The sequence below is a fragment of the Leptothermofonsia sp. ETS-13 genome, from assembly GCF_049200465.1.
Classification (GTDB): domain Bacteria; phylum Cyanobacteriota; class Cyanobacteriia; order Leptolyngbyales; family Leptolyngbyaceae; genus Leptothermofonsia.
The window spans coordinates 5,184,167-5,203,271 of record NZ_CP120836.1 but is presented as its reverse complement, the minus strand read 5'-3'; the positions used below and the strand labels follow the sequence as shown (position 1 = coordinate 5,203,271).

Below are 19,105 nucleotides of genomic sequence, written 5' to 3'. Positions count from 1 at the left end.
CCAGCCAGGGGTTTCACCCCTGCACCCCGTCCTAACCACAATGACGACTGCTATACACTTCAGCTTTAGCAGGGCACAGATCTCGAACCTCTAATCGGTTTGCCAGGAGTGTACAACGAAAACACCAGTAAATACTCCAGAATAGTTAAACAGGCGATCGCCAGCCATAAACCAAAGGAAAAGCCGCCAACCTGTTGTCCAGGTCTAAACAGAACCGTCGTAACCACCACCCAAATCGGAATAAATCCAAATAAAGCTTGCAACCAGAAGCCAGCCTATCCTAACCAGCGGAAAGAACGGGCGATCTGTGTTCAGGGAGACTTTCGTATACCTGGGATCAGGGTCAAGATTCGTTGGCACGATGTAAGTGGCAGTTTGTAAGATCTGCCAGCGATCGCACCAGGCTTGTTTTTGGGGCGTAAACACTTCACGGGTGAGGCAATTATGCCAGATAGGCTCTGCTTCAGCCCTGGCTTCTAGGCCGAATGCGATGGCACTTCCCAGGGTTGTTATCCCTAAACTTAAACTGAGTATAGGAGGAAAAATTTGCTTGTGCATATTTAATCAGGGATACCCCTCAATCTTGGGGCTGTTCAATATCATGCTGTATTTGTTGCGGGATACCGATTTGAATATGGTTGCGATCGAAAGCAATTTTAAGCCGACGACGCAGTTCTCGTGCAGTTATCCATTGTTTCAGCGGAGCTGTTTTGATCCAGATGCGAATTGCAATTCCAGTGTGGGAAATCTAATCGACTCCAAAGAGTTCGTGAGTATCCAGAATCAATGCTTTCCATTCCGGATCTTGCGCCATCTGATCAATAGTGGCTTGAACGACGGCAAGGGCACAGTCAACATCGGTGTCATAGGCTACTTCAATCCTCAAATCAGCGCGGACCCAAGTGCGGGACATATTTTCTACCTGAGCAAAAGTCGGTCAGCCGATTCACTAAGCCTTTAATAAACCAGGCAATTAGCAACACAACCGGGACGACAACCACCTTTATGGCAAACTGGCGCATTTGCGGAAAAGTATTGAGACTATAGGCAATCCCAAGCACCCAGACAAAGGCGACGATCGCCCGTCAAGAACAATACAAGCAGCGCATGAAACCAGGATGACTCGCATTGAGCAATACTTGGAGGCGACCACAGCACAGCAAGCGTTGAACACCCAGCAAATTGGTATCATCAGGAAGCGATCGCCAATCTCACGGCGAGCATCCTAGACTTGTGAAACCTGGTAGCTGACTACATCCAAAGTCACAACCAGGTTTCAATCCCTGAAAGGGTTTTGGGGTTTGCGACTGCTCAATCGCAGGCTGAAAGGAGAATTTGTTAGTGTTTCAATCCCTGAAAGGGTTTTGGGGTTTGCGACGCTATAGCTGCCACTAGAAGCGTACCCACTACTGGTTTCAATCCCTGAAAGGGTTTTGGGGGGTTTGCGACCCAACCTTTCGCATGAGCATCTGGAATTAGCAAATCGCGTTTCAATCCCTGAAAGGGTTTTGGGGTTTGCGACCTTTCTCTTCGCAGATAGTTGCAATCTGCGCAAGGTTTCAATCCCTGAAAGGGTTTTGGGGTTTGCGACGAGGAAAGAGAAGCAGAGCGGATTCAATTGATCGAGTTTCAATCCCTGAAAGGGTTTGGGGGTTTGCGACTCAGTTGTTTCTGGCTGTGGGCGGATTTCTCTTAAGTTTCAATCCCTGAAAGGGTTTTGGGGGGTTTGCGACGAAGTTTGACGGGATTTGGACAACTCAAGTCAAGAGTTTCAATCCCTGAAAGGGTTTTGGGGTTTGCGACGGCTAAAGGAGCTATGATCGCGGCTCCTACAAAAGAGGTTTCAATCCCTGAAAGGGTTTTGGGGGGTTTGCGACTTTCCTCGCTTCAATAAATCGGGAGACACCCCTAAGTTTCAATCCCTGAAAGGGTTTGGGGGTTTGCGACACGTTAGCTCTAGCTGTAATTGCTGTAAGGTTAGTGTTTCAATCCCTGAAAGGGTTTTGGGGGGTTTGCGACTTATGTTTCCAGGGATGACAATCAATCAAAGTTCCTCGTTTCAATCCCTGAAAGGGTTTTGGGGGTTTACGACCCCTAATGGCATAACAGCAGAGAATCCTCTCCTGCTCCGCACCTGGTTTCAATCCCTGAAAGGGTTTTGGGGGGTTTGCGACACAGCTTCTGTCTGGGAAAATGCAGCCAAAATAATTGTTTCAATCCCTGAAAGGGTTTTGGGGGGTTTGCGACTTCCGCCTGGCGACCACGAAATTGATCGCCGAGCGCGTTTCAATCCCTGAAAGGGTTTTGGGGTTTGCGACTCAATTTAGGAATTAAGTGCTAAAGCATTTCTCATGCCAGGTTTCAATCCCTGAAAGGGTTTTGGGGTTTGCGACTTCGGCCTTCTCTTGGCAAATAGAAGCAATCCCTCAAGGTTTCAATCCCTGAAAGGGTTTTGGGGGGTTTGCGACTCATATCTCCTCGGAAACAAGAATGCAGTTGGGGTTTCAATCCCTGAAAGGGTTTTGGGGGGTTTGCGACTTTTGGCAAATCGGCTCGATACATTAGTTCCTCCTGGTTTCAATCCCTGAAAGGGTTTTGGGGGGTTTGCGACGGACTCCAACGAATAAACTCCCGCATTAAGAAATGTTTCAATCCCTGAAAGGGTTTTGGGGTTTGCGACTTTGAAAAAGCCTCGGTGTAGAAACAAATGAATAGCTGGGTTTCAATCCCTGAAAGGGTTTTGGGGTTTGCGACGGCAGAAATAGTTTTGCAGTTTCAACAATGCGCTTAGAGTTTCAATCCCTGAAAGGGTTTTGGGGGGTTTGCGACGATTTAGCGCCCGATGTGAACATCAATATCGGGTTTGACTTCAATGGGGTAAATATCGTTTCAATCCCTGAAAGGGTTTTGGGGTTTGCGATTGACAACAAAATCCCCACTTTCTTTTCGTTGGGGTTTCAATCCCTGAAAGGGTTTTGGGTTTATGACTCCCAGCCCCGTTACTGCGGGCTGGGCGTGGTTCGTTTCAATCCCTGAAAGGGTTTTGGGGGGTTTGCGACCAAACGGAAGTTGAGGAGAAGTCTGGCACATCAGAGTTTCAATCCCTGAAAGGGTTTTGGGGTTTGCGACGCAGGTGGTTGTGGGTATGGCCTAAAAGTCAATAAGCGGTTTCAATCCCTGAAAGGGTTTTGGGGGGTTTGCGACAAGAGGGGACGAAGACCTAGGGAAGGCTATGGAAGTTTCAATCCCTGAAAGGGTTTTGGGGGGTTTGCGACTGGAACCAAGAAGAGATCGTTAAAGCAGGGCAAGGTTTCAATCCCTGAAAGGGTTTTGGGGGGTTTGCGACTGGTTTTCCCATAGTCGTAATAGTTATGATTTTCCCGGTTTCAATCCCTGAAAGGGTTTTGGGGGGTTTGCGACCCCAGAACCCCAAGTATTTGCAGATTGGTTAGGTCGTTTCAATCCCTGAAAGGGTTTGGGGGTTTGCGACTTTTAGCTGTGCTGATCTCAAGGGTGCCACAATGCGTTTCAATCCCTGAAAGGGTTTTGGGGGGTTTGCGACGTAGGTTCGTTGTAGTTACGTCTCCAGTAGCTAAAGTAGGTTTCAATCCCTGAAAGGGTTTTGGGGGGTTTGCGACGTCAAATCGGCACAAAAAGATATCAATGAGCTAACAGGTTTCAATCCCTGAAAGGGTTTTGGGGGGTTTGCGACTAGATAAATCCCATCCAAGAGTATCCAGCTCTTTGTTTCAATCCCTGAAAGGGTTTTGGGGGGTTTGCGACAATCAGCCCATTACGACCACATTACATAGTGGCGTTTCAATCCCTGAAAGGGTTTTGGGGGGTTTGCGACGTGCACAAAAGATTGATTGTTGGGTTGTCAGCCTGTTTCAATCCCTGAAAGGGTTTTGGGGGGTTTGCGACCGCTGACGCCTAAGATCATTGTTACATGCAGTTTTCAAGGTTCGATTGCGCGGATTGAAATGATTATAACATTCCAGAATTAGATTGTCACATAATTGGGTTAAGCCAAACTCACTCAATCCCCTACCAAATGAGTCATTCCAGGTTTGCGCGGATCGATTCTTCCACATAAGAGGATTCAAAGCCTTATCTACCAAGGGTTCTAGCCGCTGAATTTCTGCCTGGTCAAAAAACACCCCCCTATCCGCGCATCAGTTGCTTAGCATCAACTGCTTAATTTTAGACTCCTGTTGGGTGCGCAGACGCTCTGGAAAACGAAGCTCGACCTGGATCTGATTGGATGGGAGGGCGTGGGGCGTGGGGGACGTTTGGGGTTCAGCCGATGCTACGATCGCCAACAGCTGATTTCGGTCACCTGTTTTTTGATCATATTGCAGTAACCCCACAATTGGTTTCTTCCGCTGAAGCAATTCCCAATTGGGAACCCTTTGAGCATCCACAACTAACCGCATACTCTGGGCTCCAACCTCCGTTACTAGTGCCGGGAAAAGATGCCCTTCCCAGAAAAGCTGCACCGGAGTTTGTACCTGTTTGCGTACTCGCACTCCCTGAATTGGCTGGGGTTCTCGTAGTGAACGGTTAACACTGGAAGCAATGAACCGGAGAGACTCCAGCGGATCATCCACCTGTTCCCGGTGTTGCCCATACCATTCAGCCACATCGGAATAGAGTACCCGGATCAGGGCATCCATCTGTTCACGGGTGGGTTCCAGATAATCGGCAATCAGCAAGGTCTGGTTCTCATTCAGGGGCACTCCGCGAACAATCTGGGCGCTGACAAAAGCTCTGGCACCGTAATCTCCTATCAGTTCTAGTTCCACCACATCGGGAATGTTAGGCCAGGTATCCAGAATAATGCGGGCTCCGGTTTCACTAACATCCACCGTTCTGCCCTGCCAGGTTTGATCTTGACTGTAAAGGGTGACGGGTAGCTGGCGATATAGGCGGTGCGATCGCCGCAGTTGGGGTTGCTCCAGAGCCACCAGCAGAGCACCTAGCATCAGAACCAGGTTAAACATGCCCCAGGTGGCATTCACCAGAACAGCTTCTCTGTCTTCGGGATATAGAATCAACCAGAAAGGAACTGTTAATAGGGACGCAATCACCAATCCAGTCACAATCAGTAGAGGACGGGCAGAAGACCAATCAAAACTGCGTTTGGTAACAGATAAACCCTTATCGGTGACATTAAATTTACCCAGTTTTGGATTCAGTATCGCCATCAAGGTTACAATCGCGGTGAAAAATGCCAGCGCAAATTCGTAGACCTCATTCCAGAAGGAGAACCGCACTCGTTTAGAAACAATGTAATTGGTGTTCATTGCCAGAACAATGTGGGGCAACGCATAGGCGAGGGTTTCTAAGCCCAAACCTCGAATTGGATTGATAGCAAACAGTAGAAACAGTGTAGGAGCGATCGCATACATGATGCGGGGGAAACCATAGAAGAACCCAAACATCGCCGAAAAGTAACACAACCGTTGGGGAATGGTAAGTTTCAGTCGACGGTTGAATAGGGGATTTTCCAGACGCAGAATTTGGGCCATGCCCCGTGCCCAGCGCACCTGCTGACCGACCAGCGCAGAGAATTTCTCCGGGGCCAGTCCGGCAATCATGATTTTGTCGTAATAAACCGAGTCATAGCCCTGGGAATGGAGCCGCAGGGAAGTGTGGCAGTCTTCCGTCACGGTTTCAACGGCAATTCCCCCCACCTGCAACACATAGTCTTTGCGAATCAATGCTGCCGACCCGCAGAAGAAAGCGGCATTCCAGAAATCATTTCCCTTTTGCACCACTTTGTAAAATAGTTCATTGCTGACAGGGATCCGTCCTTGAGTCAATAAATTGCGCTCAAACGGGTCGGGATTGTAAAACCAGTGGGGAGTTTGTACCAGGGCCACATTAGGATTGTAGAAAAAGCCTACGGTGTTTTGTAAAAAATCGTGGGAGGGGATGTGGTCACAGTCCAGGATTAGGATTAAATCTCCATTGGTGCGCCGCATGGCGGTGTTGATGTTACCGGCCTTGGCGTGGTCGTTGTTGTCTCGTGTTAGCAGGGTGCAGCCCAGTTCTTCGCACATGCGTCGCAGTTCCTGCCGTCGTTCGGGAAATTTGCGTCCATCGTCCAGGATATAGACTCGCTTTTTGTCCATTGGGTAATTGATGGCCATTGCGGCGATCGCCGTTTTGCGGACAATTTCCACATCCTCGTTGTAGGTAGGGATGTAGATGTCTACCTTGAACCATTGGTCCTGCGGCCTGAGCGTCAGGGGGACGGGCTGGCGTTCCTTCAACTTCAGCGTTTGAAAGTAGGAAAGCAATAATCCGATAACGGCATAAAGCTCAGCGCCATAGAGCAGGAGACAGAAGACTGTATTTAACCAGCCATCAAAATTGAGGGTATAGGCACTGCGGTAATAGAAGTAGCGCAGGGTGGTGATGACACTCAGCCAGACCAGAAACAGGTGGAGATATTCGCTGGTCTGAGTATCGGTTTGGCGGTGTTCTACCTGTACTACCAGCCAGCCCAGCGCAATCAACAGAGCCGCTACTAATCCCTGCTGCCAGATTTCCAGGGGTGTCACAATCAGTGGCACCGACAGAATGAGCGCCAATCCGATCAATCCCAGCAGTTGGCGACGTCCGGCCCGGTCCAGGGTACGGTTAAAAAAGTCGGGAACCCGCCCCACCAGAGTGTTGATCACCATCTGGCGCTTGCCTTGTTTGGGCGACTTTAGAGAAGGACTGGTCATCGCTTGTCTCCTACGGCCACACGCTTGAGGTAGAGTTGGACAACTCCGTAGAGCACCAGAGAGGCCGTGACAATTCCCGTGGGCAGGAAGTACCAGTGATCTTGCAGAAAGCGGGAAGCTTTTGTCAGCGGAGTGGAGTTGTCAATGCGCTGGGTTTTGTCGGCTTCCTGGAAGAATTGCATGGCCCAGGCATCGGGTTTGTACTGGGAGGGGTTCTTCTCGCTGGTGTTGATGACAACGGTGTCATCTTTAAGTCGGAAAAAGAGAGAGTCATAGGCCAGCAGCTCTTTCAGCCTGTCCAGGCCTGCGTCGGTTTGGGCGGTGAGCGCCAGTAGAACGCGATCGCCATTCCAGGGAGACAGAATTTGCTTGACAACGCCCCCTGTATCGGGCAGGGTTTGCACCTGGCTCTGGTCTGAGCGACGGCCAAACAGGTCGCCAATCTGGAAACCTCTGGACTGGAACACTTCGGGGAAGGGAAAGTGTTCTCGTTTGCCAATGCCAACCAGGTTAGCTCGTTGCCGAACTGGCTCTGGCAGGGTGCCCACGGTATAAACCTGGAGTTGAATGCCATCGGACTGGCTGAGCCGACCCAACCGTTCGCTGAATTCCAGGAGGGTTTCCAGTTCAGAACTGGATGGGTTATCGGGGAGGGCGATCGCTGTGGTGGAAAGATCCTGCGGGGCGGTGAAGGGATAGCCTGTTTGCAGCAGCTTCAGGTCAGGTAATTTGACCGACTGATCTCGCTGAAGATTGAACCGGGTGTCGCCATGAACGGTGCCCCAGAGTTGCTGATCCACTACTCTGCCACATTCTCCCGGTTCTTTGGGCACCAGGTTAAAGGCAACCTGCATTTTCGAGGTGGGCTGGATCAGATCCTCTGGCAGGTTGAGGTTGACCGATTCCCGGTTTGCTCCATTTTCCGAGGTCAGCCGTTTGCCGCCAATGGGAATGCCGTCGATGCGCACTTCCACCGTGGAAAGGCGGGGGTTAACCTGGGGGCTGTGGCTGTAGACCAGGGTCATGGTGTTGCCTCGCTTGAAGCGATCGTCCGGTAGTGCCCGGAAATTAAATTCAACGGGGGGGGCATAGGCTCCCCGAACGGTGACATCTTGTATCGGCTGATCGTTCAAGTCTTTCAGATCACTGAGCTGGAAGGAGTTTTCTTCCGGCAGGTAGCGAGCCCACTGGCGTGGCGGAGGGGTAGGGGCTTCACTTAATTGATCCACCAGGACAGCGGCTCCAGTGGCCAGCTTTCGCTGTTGGGGTTGGAGCAGGAATTGAAGCGCCTTTGCTACCCCTTCGGGGCCATTCCCCGTCACCACCAGGACGGGCACGTTACTGTTGCGGCTGGTGGTCAACATCAGTAACCCCACATCCTCTGGCAGAGCAACTTTGCTGCCATCGATAAACTGGTTATCGGCCATCCGATAGGGGAGCTTCAAAGACTTCAAAGTGGGCTGCTCCTGGGGTGTGCCAATGATGACCAGCCGGTGGTTAGCAGGCACTTCATCCAGTTTTTTCACCAGTTGGCTTTCCAGGGGGCGGAAGTCTGCCAGCCGCCCCATGCCTGCCTGGAAGCGGGCAATGGAGGTGAGCCAGGATTCATTTATCTGATTGGGTTGCAGGTAGGCGACCTGGTTGGCGTCCAGACTCAGATCATCAAATAGTGGATAGGGATAGTGGCTGAAGTCGAGGGCGATCGCTTTCGGATAAAAATCAAACAGCAGACGGGAGTTTGGCAGGATTTCCGTCCAGAGAGTCTGGTCTGCCGGGTCGGAGCAGGTGGGCGAGTTGTTCTGCTGAGCGACCAGGGTGAGTTCGTTGTAGTTCTGGATCAGATTGGGCGGAATATTGACCAGGATCTGTCCGGTTTGGGATTGCTTACGGTTGAGCGGTACACTACCCACGCTGGTGCCATTCACCCGCACCGTCAGGTTTGAGCGGTTTGCCAGCAAGGCCGGGGAGTGCTGGAAGCGAATCAATGCCTTCACCGATTTCAGATCCCAGTTGCGCGGACGGGTAAATTTCAACCGCGCTTCACTGTAGGTTCCCCGCAACTGGAGGCTGTTGCCCACCCTGGGATCCCGATTGAACTCATAAACGTACTGGCTGAGTGGCAGCCTATCCGCCGTTGCACCGGGTTTGCTGGCCGTTCTTTCGGCGGGGTCACTGGCAGGCTGACTGGGCTGAGCCGGAGCGGGCGCTGGGGCCGTGTAGTCAGCAGCAGGCGGCGGAGCGGGAGCCGGTTGATAAACGGGCGCTGGTAGTGGGGCAGGCGGCGGCGCAAATTGGCGAATGAGCTGATCTTCCTGCTTTTGCAAATTACTCTGAGCTTGAGCCAGCGGCACCAGTGAACTGAGAATCACGCCAACCTGAGTGGACAGCAGCAGCCAGGCGATCGCGCCAGATGACAATCGCAACGGGTGCGATCGCCGACGAGAACCGGCAGGGTGAATGACTTTAGGACGGGAGTTGGGTTTCATGGCAGGAGGAAGGAGGAAGAAAGAGGAATGAGGAAAGAAGAAGGAGGAATGAGGAATGGGAAGGTAGAAACTCGAAACTCAAAACTTCATCCCCTCATCCCCCCATCCCTAATCAGGCTGAAGAAGCGGAATGATCCCCTCGGAAGGAAGCAGCCCGATCCAGACAAGGTTTTGGGTGTAGTAGGCGAAATCGTTGTCCCAGAATCCCTGACGATAGCGGGGAACCAGTTTGGTGGCTTCGATTTGTTGAGCGGTGGGTGGGTCGATGAGTTGGAAGGCAATGTGTAGCATGGCGTATTGGGCAGTGGCTTCATAGGTTACGGTGGGTTTGCCCTGGAGGTTGATGCGGGCGGGAATTTTGCGCTGCGATCGCCACAGCCGCTGTGGAAACTTCAATTGGGTTTGTAAATACCGGATGGCTCTGGGTTCTTTGAACCAGGCGGCATCCCAGGCTACTCGCCACCAGACGCGGTAAGCATCAAATCCGTAGTCGCTGGTACCTGGATTGGCGATCGCCATCGGTTTGACGGTGCCGATTTTCAAATCCAGTACGACCCAATCGTTGGGCAGTCCAACGGATGACAGGCTGGTGGCTTGCTGCAAAATGTCGTAGCTGCTGTTAACCAGACTGAGCCAGTCGTGGCTGGGGTCTACCTGGGCAAACAGGCGGAAGGCGTAGGGCGCAAAGTAGGAGGGGTTGATTTGAACTGTGGCTGACTGTTGAAAGGCGGCGGCGGGACCGGGCAGGAGGTAGCGGGAGGATTTGCCAGCTTGGTTGGGGTGATAGGCAGGAGGGGTCAGGGGGGGGAGGGGCCAGGGGTAAAAGGCTTTCCTGGCCTGGGTTTGCGCCTATCATTAGCCTGCACGCTTGTGGGGAATGCGGTGACAGTAGACAGGTTCCAGAGGTCGTTTAGCTTGGTGCGGGCAAGGTCTAGATAGGCGGAGTCTTGCCAGCGGCGGGCGGCGAAGATGAGGGCCGTTACGGCGTCAATATCGGCATCGCTGGCAAAGTTGCTATCCAGAATGCCCCAGGCTCCTTGTGAGTTGCGTCCCCATTTCCAGGCCCACAGGTGATCGGAGCGTTTGCCATTGGTTTGCCGTTGCAAATTGTTTTCAGCCCATTGCAGGGTGCGGTCAAAGGTGTCCCGATCGCCCACTATCACGGCCCGCAGCATGGCGTAGGCCTGTCCTTCGGAAGTGGAGCGATCGTCGGCCTCCCGGTCAATCACCCGGCCATCGGCCTGGATAAACCGCTGTCGATAGGCCGCCCAACTCTGTTGCAATAAAGTCTGGCGATCGGCGGGGGCAACTGAGGCAACAGTGACCGGAGCTGGAGCGGTTGATTCTACAGCAGATGGTGGCTGTGAACTTGTCTGCGGAAGGGACTGTCGGGATAATAGGGCAATATCCTGACAACCTTCCAGTGCCAGTGTGAGGGAAGCGATGGTTAATGCAACTGGTAAATACATAAGAGCTTTTCCCATGTGACTAATAGCGCTCCCAGGGGGGTTGGAATCCTCGTCGTTGGAGAAAGTCTTCTTCGATCTTTTGCTGGCGCTGGGCCAGTTCTGAGTCTGGGGTGGATGCGCCCTGTTGCAGTTGGAGTTCTTCCAACTTTTGCAAAGCGGTCAGGGGATAGTCCTGGGCCACTTCGACTTCAATCAGCGATCGCTGAATGCCAACATCACCCGGCTTCAGAGCCAGGGCTTCACTGTAAAGCTGGCGGGCCGTTCCCCACTGGCGCTGCTGGAACCGAATATCCCCCAGTCCAATCAGGGCGTCCACGTTGCCCGGTTGCTGTTGCAAAATAGACTGGAACGCCTGATCGGCCAGGGAGATGTCTCCGGCGGCCTGGGCCAGTTGTCCCTGTAACAGATAGGTGCTGGTATCATTCGTTCCAGTGGCACGGCTACGGGCAATGAGTTGACGGGCTAGTGCTTTGGCTTCTGCCGGGTTGCGCTTGGCCACTACCTGCACCAGGCGCAACTGCACAGGCAGATAATTCGGGTCTGCCTCGGCCAGCGTCAGATAGAGGGATTCACGCTGGGGATCGGGGGGAAGCGCTCCCACCAGGCTAAACAGTTCCAGGGGGGTATCAGAGGCGGGACGGCTCCTCAACCAGTTGTTGAGAACGGCTTCCGCTTCAGGGGTGGAAATCTGTTTTGCCTGGTACGCAATACTGGCACGTCCCAGTTGCAACCTGGCATTCGTTGGGTTGCGGGCAACCAGCTGGTCATAGAGTTGCAGGGCATCGCTGGTGCGACCTTGAGCCAGACGCACTCCCGCCAGACCACGGATTGCGGCTAACTGCACGTCGTTATTTGCTGGACTGGCTGCCAGGATGGCTTCATACCGTCGGGCACTGGCGGTCAGATTACCCTCTCGTCGTTCAATTTCGGCGGCTAACAGTTGGGGAGCCAGATCGCCCTTTGCCTGGGGCGTTGCTGTATAGGCAGCGAGGGCATTGCGGGCACCCACCAGGTCGTTATGTTCCACCAGAATTTGAGCCACCCGAAAGTTCAGAAACGGTTCCGTTTGTCCTGCCCCGGATTGCAGCAGGGTCTGGTAAATGGGCAAAAATTCTGGGTCGGGGTCTACCCTTACCAGTGCCTGGGCGATCGCCTGTTGCTGGAACGGATCAGCAGGCAAAGGATTGAGGAGGGGCTGCAACTTCTGGCGCAGTTCTGCTTTAGAAAGGCTACCCAACTGGCTCTCTAAGGCCAGAATTTTGACCTGAAGCGCCCGGTCTTCTGGCTGGGTCTGGGCAACTCGACGGTAGAGTTGTAGAGCCTCTTCCCGATTCTGGGGTTGACCACTCAGCACATCTGCGGCTTCCTGTAAAAGGGCGGGAGATGGATTGGGAGTTTGGGCCAATACCCGCTGGTATAGGGTTGCTGCTTCTGTGGTTAACGCGGGCAGATTCAACTGTCGCCCAATTTTGTTCAACCCTCTGGCCAGGGGCAGGGTGGCTGCGGGGCGATCGCGCAAGGGGTCAAGGGCTGCCAGTGCTTGAGCTTGCTGCTGATTGGCCAGGTAGGCTAAGGACAGTTCCGCCCGTAGTTCGCTATCCAGATCCGTGGAGCGATTGGGTCTGGTCAGTTGGGTTTGCAATACCTCTATAGCCTGAGCTGCATTGCCTGTGTTGCGCAGGGCGCGGGCATAGGCGATCGCCGCAAAGCCCTGAATTTTTCCCCCCGTTCGCTGGTAGCGGTTAAATAACTCCAATCCCTGCTGGTCGTTACCGTTGTAGGTATACACCTGAGCCGCCCCCAGCAAAACATCGGGTGAAGGGTTGCCCTGCAATGCAATCTGATAATCTGCCAGCGATTCGGTAAAGCGTCCCTGATAGCCATAGAGCAAGGCTCGTTGTGCCCGTGCCTCTCCGTCATTGGGATTGAGGTTGAGCAGGGTGGTGAGGGCTTCAATTCCTCTCGCCTGCCACTCCGGGCGATAGCCACCCAACAGACCCAGGCTTCTCAGCGCCAGTTGATTGTTGGGGTCAAGGGCCAGCACCTGTTCATAGGCGCGAAACGCCTCCCCATCCTGCCCGTTGCGGCGGTAGGCGATCGCCAATCCCAACCGGGCTTCCACCGACTGGGGATAGCGCTGCACTGCTCGCTGAAAGGTGGCGATCGCATCCTTCACCCAGCCTTTCCCCAATAACCCATAGCCCTGCTGGACTTCCACCGGAATCGCCTGAGCATGGACTGCCAGCGTACTGAAGTCCAGAACCAGTGGCACTCCCGCTAACACAATGCTGAGGTGAGCCCCGAACGCAAACCAGAGACCACCACTCCTCATTGCCCTACCTCCTGGGTGGCACTAAATCAAATTCGGTCTTAACCCGGACTCCAAAAATGCTTTCTGAAAACCCATCCGATGCCTGATAGGAGAAGGCTAACCGCAGGTTTTTCAGCACCGCAAAATCATAGAAGACCTCAAATACATCTGGGACTTTTTCCCCGGCCTGTTTGCGCAACTTCTCGCTGGATAAGGCTCGCCCGTAGGCAACCCCCAAACGATCATTCCGCATAAACAGATCCAGGAAATTAATCCCTGCACTGTAGGTGTCACCACTTTCACCCACGCCACGATTAAAATAGCGGCCATAGCGTGCAAATATCCCCATTTTGAGTTCGGGGATAAAGACCTCGGCGTTGATGCCATAGGAATCTTCGCGATCGCCCCGCAACAGCCCGGTACGTCCATCGCCACGATCAATTTGAAAGATTTCGCGGAATCCACTTCTTGCCCCGGCATCGCGACCACTGGCAAAGGTTCCCCGCACAATGAAATTGCCATAACGCAGTCCCACCTCTCCTGCAAATCCATCCAGACTAAAGTCACTGATGCTGCGGGAAGACGAAAAGACTGCGGCCTTTGCTTCTAGATAGTCGGTAATGCTCCAGTTCACCAGTGCGGCTGGACGAGAGCCAATGCCCGTTGCCGCCAGAGCCGGATTGGTTTGAAAAACCGGATTGAAAAAGTGAGTTGCTCCATCCTTGGCAAAACTATTGCGATCAAAGTAGGAGGTGAGATCTAGTTGCCCGATAGCAAAACGCAGATTGGGTACACCCGGAAATGCAGCAGCCACATACAGTTCATTGATGCTAATCCCCTGTTCCGGCGAATCTGTGAAGGCATTGCCATCCGTAAAATCGATCGTGCCACCCACCAGCACACTCGGCGAGAGGGGATACACTCCCGTTACTCTTGCGCGGGCTGAGTTTTCATTACCCTGGAAAATGTCAACAGCCTGAAACTTGAGAGTGGGCGGATTCAATGCGGCACTGCGGGTCGAGGGACGTTGTCCCGGTAAGGAGCCTGGAGCGGGTGTTGTCGATGATGGTTGGGCAGGCTCAGGCAATGGTGGTAAGGGAGCTGCACCCGTTGGTGTTGCAGTGGGGGCACTGGTTTGACTGAATTCAATTTCTACCGCTGTTTCTGCTGGTGCAGGGGATGGACTGGGGCAATGACCTGACTCGCAGCGATCGCTCTGGCTGGCTTCAGGCTTGCCTGCGGGTGCAAACAGCTTCAGACCTACATCCGAGTTTCCGACTGCTGCGGTCTGGGGTGCAGAACTGAACGTTGGAGGGGTTCGCTCTGGAGCAGTTGGAATCAATTCTGCCTGAGGCCGAACGGTGCCTGCCTGAGTCACAGAACCGGGTGGGCGGAAACTGGGTGCTGGAGCCAAAGGGTTGGAAGTCGGCACAACCCGCTTTGCACCAGCCATTTGACGAATGAAGTCGTCTTCGGTTTGGGGGGGAGATGGAGTCGGGGGCAGGAAGGGAGTAATGTCTTGCGACGGATCAGTTGCCCGTGCCTGCGATCCAGCCAGAGGTTCTGCCTGAACCGCTTCTCCGCCAATCACTCCAGAGGCACATAATATCGATACCGCTCCTACCAGTTGGACATGACCCAGGGCTGGGCGTTTAGAAGAATAGGATGAATTGGACATGCTAAGCCAATAGTGAGCTACCCATTACGCGATCGCACCCTCAATCCAACAGGACCATCTGTCTACCAACAGGGGAATCGACACTGTCTGCCGCCAGAATTTCAAACCCTGCACCCAGGCCTGACCACAATCACTTCCGGCATTGCTGAATTTGGGTATGCAATAGGTCTGTATGCTCGAAACTGCGTTTCGGTTCATACTGCTTTTCAGCAATACCTCAATACCTCACTACCGCTACATCCCTACAGTAGGGTGGGCACTACTCACCAGCCTTAATTTAGAGCGATTACTTCAAGTTGGAATCGCAAGTTGGAACCGACTATATCTTTGCAATCCCGTTGATAGGTTTGGGGTATAGCAGGTAGTACGTACTAACTAAAACTCAAAACTTCCAAAGACTTGAGATAAACCGCAGCAGTACAAATACTAAGAGGCAGCCTGTTCTTTCATCCAGGTTGACTCCAGCAACTGGAGCCGCCGATGCAAATGTTCTAGCACTGAACTGGGAGGTTCGGAGGGTTGAGCTACCGGAGTTTCTTGTACCTTCCGCAGGGAAGTATGCAGGCTATTCAATTGAGCGGCCATTTGCTCCAGTTGGGTTTGCAATTCATCCACCTGAGCCAGAACTTCTGGAGTCGATTGAACTGGAGTTTTCTCAGAGTTTGCAACTCTAGATTTCATCACTGCTGTAGTCGATTCAATTGTGTCTATAACTGTTTGCGCTGAACGTGAAGAAGTAGCAGGAGATGCAGATTCGAGAACAATTGACTCAGGTTGATGTACAAAGTTTCGCACTACCATTGTCATCGGCTGTATAACTTCTTCGGGAGTTTCCTCCACAATAGACTTCATAACTTGTGGAGTCATCTTTTCTGAAACTACAGCCAGGAAGGGAACAGCCTTCGGGTTCAGAAATTGGTGCAGCCCCGTTGACTGCAAGTGGGACTCTGACAGGCGAAGCTCATCTAGCAACGATTCTTTTTCATACAGTTCTTGTTGCAGTTGGGAAAGCTGTTTTTGAATTTGAGCAGATTTGTGAGAAGACCTGCGCCATCCACTAAACAGAAGGCTCAAAACTCCAGTTCCTAAGCTTGCTGTTGCTGCAACTGCTAGATAAGGAGGAGCAATATCTCTGAGTTTGCCAAAAAAAATAGGTTCTTTCTGAAACTCAATCCCAATAGAGTGGGAACCAAAAACGGCTAAAGGCAGGGTTAGACAGGAGAAGACAGTGCAGGATAAAAGGGTTGCCGATAGGATTGAACGCTTCATAGAAGATTCGACTCAAATATCTGTAAAATGACGTAACGAATCCAGGGGAGTTTTGACGAATACCAGACCCTGCACCCAAAGGGTTGATTGGACGACGTTGAATTACGGTTCTGTTGCAAGTCGTAAGGTTCTCCTGAACGTCTAGTGAGAAGCACCGTTGATCACTAGAACGATATTGACATTCGAGGATACTATGGGAAGTGAAAGAGCATCTCGTTAATCTTTCACTGGCAGATCATCTTTCACTGACAGATCAGGAGAACCATTGTTGGATAAAATTTAACTGAATTTCTTTTACTTTTGGGTTTACGTCTTGTGAAGATGGTAGAAGTATGATTAAGTTTTTGTGAATAAACCAGGACTCAAAGAAGCGGAATTGTTGATAGCACTGTGGATGGAAAGCATTAATCGCGATCGCTATCAACACTGCAACTAACCGGGAGGTACTGGTTGCCTGACAAAGTTTTGAAACATAGATAGAAAAAACACAAAACCCAACATCTGTATGGGTTGCATCTCGCTGCCTTATCTCGGAATTTTTGGGATCTTCAAAAGTTTTTTAGCAGGTAGATTAATGGATAAGGTAGACCTCAAGAGGTAATAATGAGCGGCGCTGGCCACCATCATTTCAAACTGAAAAATCATTATGATTTGAGCACTACCATGGATAACGTTACTTAGCTCAAGTATCAAAATCGACATTACTTTTGTATAAAAAGATACGTTGTCATATTAAAAAGCATTCAATTCAAAGATTCATTCCAATAGTCATCCTTACACATAGGAATCCCTACCTATAGCAATCCCACTAAATTACTATACCGAAATATAGCTCTACGCGGGTGCGTTAGGACATTGGAATTAGAGAGGGAGTGGGGGCTTCGCCCCCAGCCAGGGATTCCACCCCTGCACCCCGTTCTAACCATAATGACTACCGCTATAGTAGCTCTAAGTCGGAGAGGGACTTTGAAAGCGAGAAAACATTCCCTTTCTCTCTTCATCCCTTCTCACAATCAACTGTTCTTACGAATACTGACCGGGAACTGACATTTCCTCATTCAGCACCTTCTTACGAATACTGACCGGGAACTGGCACTTCATCATTCAGCACCCAGTTGCCAATGCTGCGCAGTTTATGGTCGAGTGGATCGTGTAGAGAGAAGGTTCGCAAATCGCGCCAGTAGCGATCAAAACCGTAGCGGCTGGCCGTTGCACGGGCACCCATGAGTTCAAAGATGCGATTTGTGATATCAGTGCCTACCTTAATGGCAAAGGCTTTGGCTGTGGAAACGGCGATCGCTGTTTCACCCCGCTCTTCCGGGCTAAGTGCTACTCCCCTATCCCAGGCTATTTGTACTTGTTCTGCTGCCCGGTCTGCCAGGGAGATCGCGGCCTGCAACGAAGACCACAGTTCGCCATACTGCCGCAGAATATAGGGATCCTGGGAGGCGCGATCGACTCCAGAATTCATCCAGGGTCGGGCAGTTGTCTGAATATACTCCCGCGCAGCCTCTAAAGCGCCTTCAGCAATTCCCAAGTAAACGTAGGTTTTCGTTAATTGGGCAATTACACTTGGAATCGTCAGAAAAGCACTTTCGGGGAAGGGGGATGGCCCTACAATTTCATCCCGGTAGACGATTACGTTGTTGAAGGTGAAACTGCCGCTGGCGGTGCGTCGCTGCCCCATGTTGTCCCAATCGTTATTGTAGACAACACCTTCTCTGGTTTTGGGAATGACAAAGAAGACAGGCATTTCTACCCCATCTTGCATGGCAGAAAATACGCGCATGTCTGCAACAACGGTACCTGTGCCAAAGGATTTGATGCCATTCACCCGGTAATGCTCTCCCACGGGTTCAATTTTGAGCCGAGTATCTCGTGTATTGATGGCATTGCCCCAGAACAGGTTGTTTTGAGCTGTGATGCGATAGAAATACTCCGCCTGAGCGGGTGTGCCAACCATTCCAATGATCACCAGCGCCAGGTGATTACCGTAAAGTTGACCAATAGAACCATCAGCTTTGGAAAGTTCCTGAAGAATTTTGCTGGACTCAATCCAGTTTGCACCAATGCCACCATACTCTCTTGGGATATTGAGCGCCAGCAATCCCGATTCCTTAAATCGGCGGATTTCTTCCTCCGGAATGCCAGCTTCCAGGTCCCGTTCAACTGCCGAAGCAGCAAACTCTTCCGAAAGGGCAGTCGCGATCGCGTGAAAATCTTTCAGTTCAACACGTTCCAATAACTGAATCATGGTTTGTTTCTCCAAATATGAGGGGTAACCAGGGAAAACTTTTGGATATAGCGGTAACCATTGTGGTCAGGACGGGGTTTGGGGGCTTCACTCCCAAGCGGGGGTGGAACCCCCAAACCCCCATATTGCAAAATTTAGTGTTTGCAACACCAGGTATTTAGAATGGGGTCTGCCTTCAAACCCCTCCACAAACCCTCGGTCAGAAATATCGTTTTGCTGGAACTTTCCTTGGGGGGATAGATTAACCGATTTACCAGAAGCCGGAATCGAATTTGCGGCCCAGAGGGTGCCAGACGAATAATCGTGCCAGTTGTCAGCAGGGCATGGGGAACGGGGGCATTATTCAGGTAAGTTCCGTTGGAACTTAAATTGACAATTTTCCACTCATTGCCAAACCCCCATAGCATCGCATGGAAGCGAGAAACTACTTTGCTGTGTAGGACGACGTGGTTATTGGAGTCTCGCCCAATTCGAATCACAGACTCATTCTCAAACGTCCAGTTCTGCAAAGAAGTAAGCCCTGATGGATAAATGAGTTCTAAGGAAATTGCCATAGCTAAAACAACTGAAAAAAGAAGAAGAAAGAAGAAAGAGGAAAAAGGAAAGAAGAAAAAAGACAAGAGCCGGGAGCTACGGTTTATAGCTATAGCCATCAGGCTTAGAACAGGGTGCAGGGGTGGAACCCCTGGCTGGGGGCGAAGCCCCCACACCCCCTTTAAAGCCAATGTCCTAAGCAACCTGGTGACAGCTATAAGATTTGATGCTGTTTTTTGTGTCGATGGTTTTAGAGTAGGAAGCGATCGGGAAGAAGTCGGGAAGGATAATTAGTTCAGGACTTACGCATTTTGCCAAAACCTCGGAGGTTTTAACCTGAAATTGCACCTCATGACCCCCACATCAG

15 protein-coding genes and 1 CRISPR repeat array are annotated in these 19,105 nt (G+C 51.7%); of the genes, 2 read left to right on the top strand and 13 right to left on the bottom strand.

Features of this window, described 5'->3' with window-relative positions:
- Positions 1-65: 65 nt before the first annotated feature.
- From P4D80_RS23690 to P4D80_RS23645, 10 genes are all read right to left on the bottom strand, one after another.
- Positions 66-227, bottom strand: a complete 162-nt coding sequence (locus P4D80_RS23690; RefSeq protein ID WP_421656512.1) for a hypothetical protein — start codon at positions 225-227, stop codon at positions 66-68.
- Complete coding sequence (locus P4D80_RS23685) at positions 205-558, bottom strand: hypothetical protein (RefSeq protein ID WP_421656511.1); 354 nt, start codon at positions 556-558, stop codon at positions 205-207. The genes P4D80_RS23690 and P4D80_RS23685 overlap by 23 nt, the downstream gene beginning before the upstream one ends.
- Positions 559-577: 19 nt before the next feature.
- On the bottom strand, positions 578-700 hold the full coding sequence (locus P4D80_RS23680) for a hypothetical protein (RefSeq protein WP_421659594.1): 123 nt from the start codon (positions 698-700) through the stop codon (positions 578-580).
- Between the two features lie 48 nt (positions 701-748).
- Complete coding sequence (locus tag P4D80_RS23675; RefSeq protein WP_421656510.1) at positions 749-913, bottom strand: hypothetical protein; 165 nt, start codon at positions 911-913, stop codon at positions 749-751.
- A 360-nt stretch (positions 914-1,273) separates the two neighbouring features.
- A CRISPR array of direct repeats spans positions 1,274-3,914; the repeat unit is 27 nt; unit sequence GTTTCAATCCCTGAAAGGGTTTTGGGG.
- A 261-nt stretch (positions 3,915-4,175) separates the two neighbouring features.
- The gene (gene bcsA, locus P4D80_RS23670) at positions 4,176-6,737 is read right to left on the bottom strand and encodes a UDP-forming cellulose synthase catalytic subunit (protein WP_421656509.1); all 2,562 of its coding nucleotides are present in this window, start codon (positions 6,735-6,737) and stop codon (positions 4,176-4,178) included.
- Complete coding sequence (locus P4D80_RS23665) at positions 6,734-9,223, bottom strand: cellulose biosynthesis cyclic di-GMP-binding regulatory protein BcsB (protein ID WP_421656508.1); 2,490 nt, start codon at positions 9,221-9,223, stop codon at positions 6,734-6,736. The genes bcsA and P4D80_RS23665 overlap by 4 nt, the downstream gene beginning before the upstream one ends.
- 108 nt (positions 9,224-9,331) lie before the next feature.
- Positions 9,332-9,925 (bottom strand): glycosyl hydrolase family 8, encoded by a 594-nt coding sequence (locus P4D80_RS23660; protein WP_421659593.1) that lies wholly within the window; start codon positions 9,923-9,925, stop codon positions 9,332-9,334.
- 95 nt (positions 9,926-10,020) lie between these two features.
- Positions 10,021-10,692 (bottom strand): glycosyl hydrolase family 8, encoded by a 672-nt coding sequence (locus tag P4D80_RS23655; protein ID WP_421656507.1) that lies wholly within the window; start codon positions 10,690-10,692, stop codon positions 10,021-10,023.
- 19 nt (positions 10,693-10,711) lie between these two features.
- Entirely contained in the window at positions 10,712-13,024 is a 2,313-nt protein-coding gene (locus P4D80_RS23650) for a tetratricopeptide repeat protein (RefSeq protein ID WP_421656506.1), read from the bottom strand.
- Between the two features lie 4 nt (positions 13,025-13,028).
- Complete coding sequence (locus tag P4D80_RS23645) at positions 13,029-14,681, bottom strand: carbohydrate porin (protein ID WP_421656505.1); 1,653 nt, start codon at positions 14,679-14,681, stop codon at positions 13,029-13,031.
- Positions 14,682-14,693: 12 nt separating this feature from the next.
- Between P4D80_RS23645 and P4D80_RS23640 the strand changes: the two genes are divergently transcribed.
- Positions 14,694-14,957: a hypothetical protein gene (locus P4D80_RS23640; protein WP_421656504.1), complete on the top strand. Its 264-nt coding sequence runs from the start codon at positions 14,694-14,696 to the stop codon at positions 14,955-14,957.
- Between the two features lie 150 nt (positions 14,958-15,107).
- Here the strand turns inward: P4D80_RS23640 and P4D80_RS23635 are convergent, their stop codons facing one another.
- The 3 genes from P4D80_RS23635 to P4D80_RS23625 all read right to left on the bottom strand — a co-directional run bounded on the left by P4D80_RS23635 (position 15,108) and on the right by P4D80_RS23625 (position 18,758).
- Positions 15,108-15,950 carry a hypothetical protein gene (locus tag P4D80_RS23635; RefSeq protein ID WP_421656503.1) on the bottom strand — a complete coding sequence of 281 codons (843 nt, stop codon included), beginning with the start codon at positions 15,948-15,950 and terminating at the stop codon, positions 15,108-15,110.
- Positions 15,951-17,019: 1,069 nt separating this feature from the next.
- On the bottom strand, positions 17,020-18,204 hold the full coding sequence (locus tag P4D80_RS23630) for an acyl-CoA dehydrogenase family protein (RefSeq protein ID WP_421656502.1): 1,185 nt from the start codon (positions 18,202-18,204) through the stop codon (positions 17,020-17,022).
- Positions 18,205-18,338: 134 nt separating this feature from the next.
- Positions 18,339-18,758, bottom strand: coding sequence for an FHA domain-containing protein (locus P4D80_RS23625; protein ID WP_421656501.1), 420 nt, complete (start codon positions 18,756-18,758; stop codon positions 18,339-18,341).
- Here P4D80_RS23625 and P4D80_RS23620 point away from each other — a divergent pair.
- Positions 18,736-19,032 carry a hypothetical protein gene (locus tag P4D80_RS23620; protein ID WP_421656500.1) on the top strand — a complete coding sequence of 99 codons (297 nt, stop codon included), beginning with the start codon at positions 18,736-18,738 and terminating at the stop codon, positions 19,030-19,032. The genes P4D80_RS23625 and P4D80_RS23620 overlap by 23 nt on opposite strands.
- Positions 19,033-19,105 lie beyond the last annotated feature (73 nt).

Bases quoted from the DNA above. Each gene is read 5' to 3' on its own strand.
- P4D80_RS23655 (WP_421656507.1), bottom strand. From the start codon at position 10,692: ATGTATTTACCAGTTGCATTAACCATCGCTTCCCTCACACTGGCACTG.
- bcsA (WP_421656509.1), bottom strand. From the start codon at position 6,737: ATGACCAGTCCTTCTCTAAAGTCGCCCAAACAAGGCAAGCGCCAGATG.
- P4D80_RS23650 (WP_421656506.1), bottom strand. From the start codon at position 13,024: ATGAGGAGTGGTGGTCTCTGGTTTGCGTTCGGGGCTCACCTCAGCATT.
- P4D80_RS23675 (WP_421656510.1), bottom strand. From the start codon at position 913: ATGTCCCGCACTTGGGTCCGCGCTGATTTGAGGATTGAAGTAGCCTAT.
- P4D80_RS23630 (WP_421656502.1), bottom strand. From the start codon at position 18,204: ATGATTCAGTTATTGGAACGTGTTGAACTGAAAGATTTTCACGCGATC.
- P4D80_RS23665 (WP_421656508.1), bottom strand. From the start codon at position 9,223: ATGAAACCCAACTCCCGTCCTAAAGTCATTCACCCTGCCGGTTCTCGT.
- P4D80_RS23645 (WP_421656505.1), bottom strand. From the start codon at position 14,681: ATGTCCAATTCATCCTATTCTTCTAAACGCCCAGCCCTGGGTCATGTC.
- P4D80_RS23635 (WP_421656503.1), bottom strand. From the start codon at position 15,950: ATGAAGCGTTCAATCCTATCGGCAACCCTTTTATCCTGCACTGTCTTC.
- P4D80_RS23620 (WP_421656500.1), top strand. From the start codon at position 18,736: ATGAGTTCTAAGGAAATTGCCATAGCTAAAACAACTGAAAAAAGAAGA.
- P4D80_RS23685 (WP_421656511.1), bottom strand. From the start codon at position 558: ATGCACAAGCAAATTTTTCCTCCTATACTCAGTTTAAGTTTAGGGATA.
- P4D80_RS23625 (WP_421656501.1), bottom strand. From the start codon at position 18,758: ATGGCAATTTCCTTAGAACTCATTTATCCATCAGGGCTTACTTCTTTG.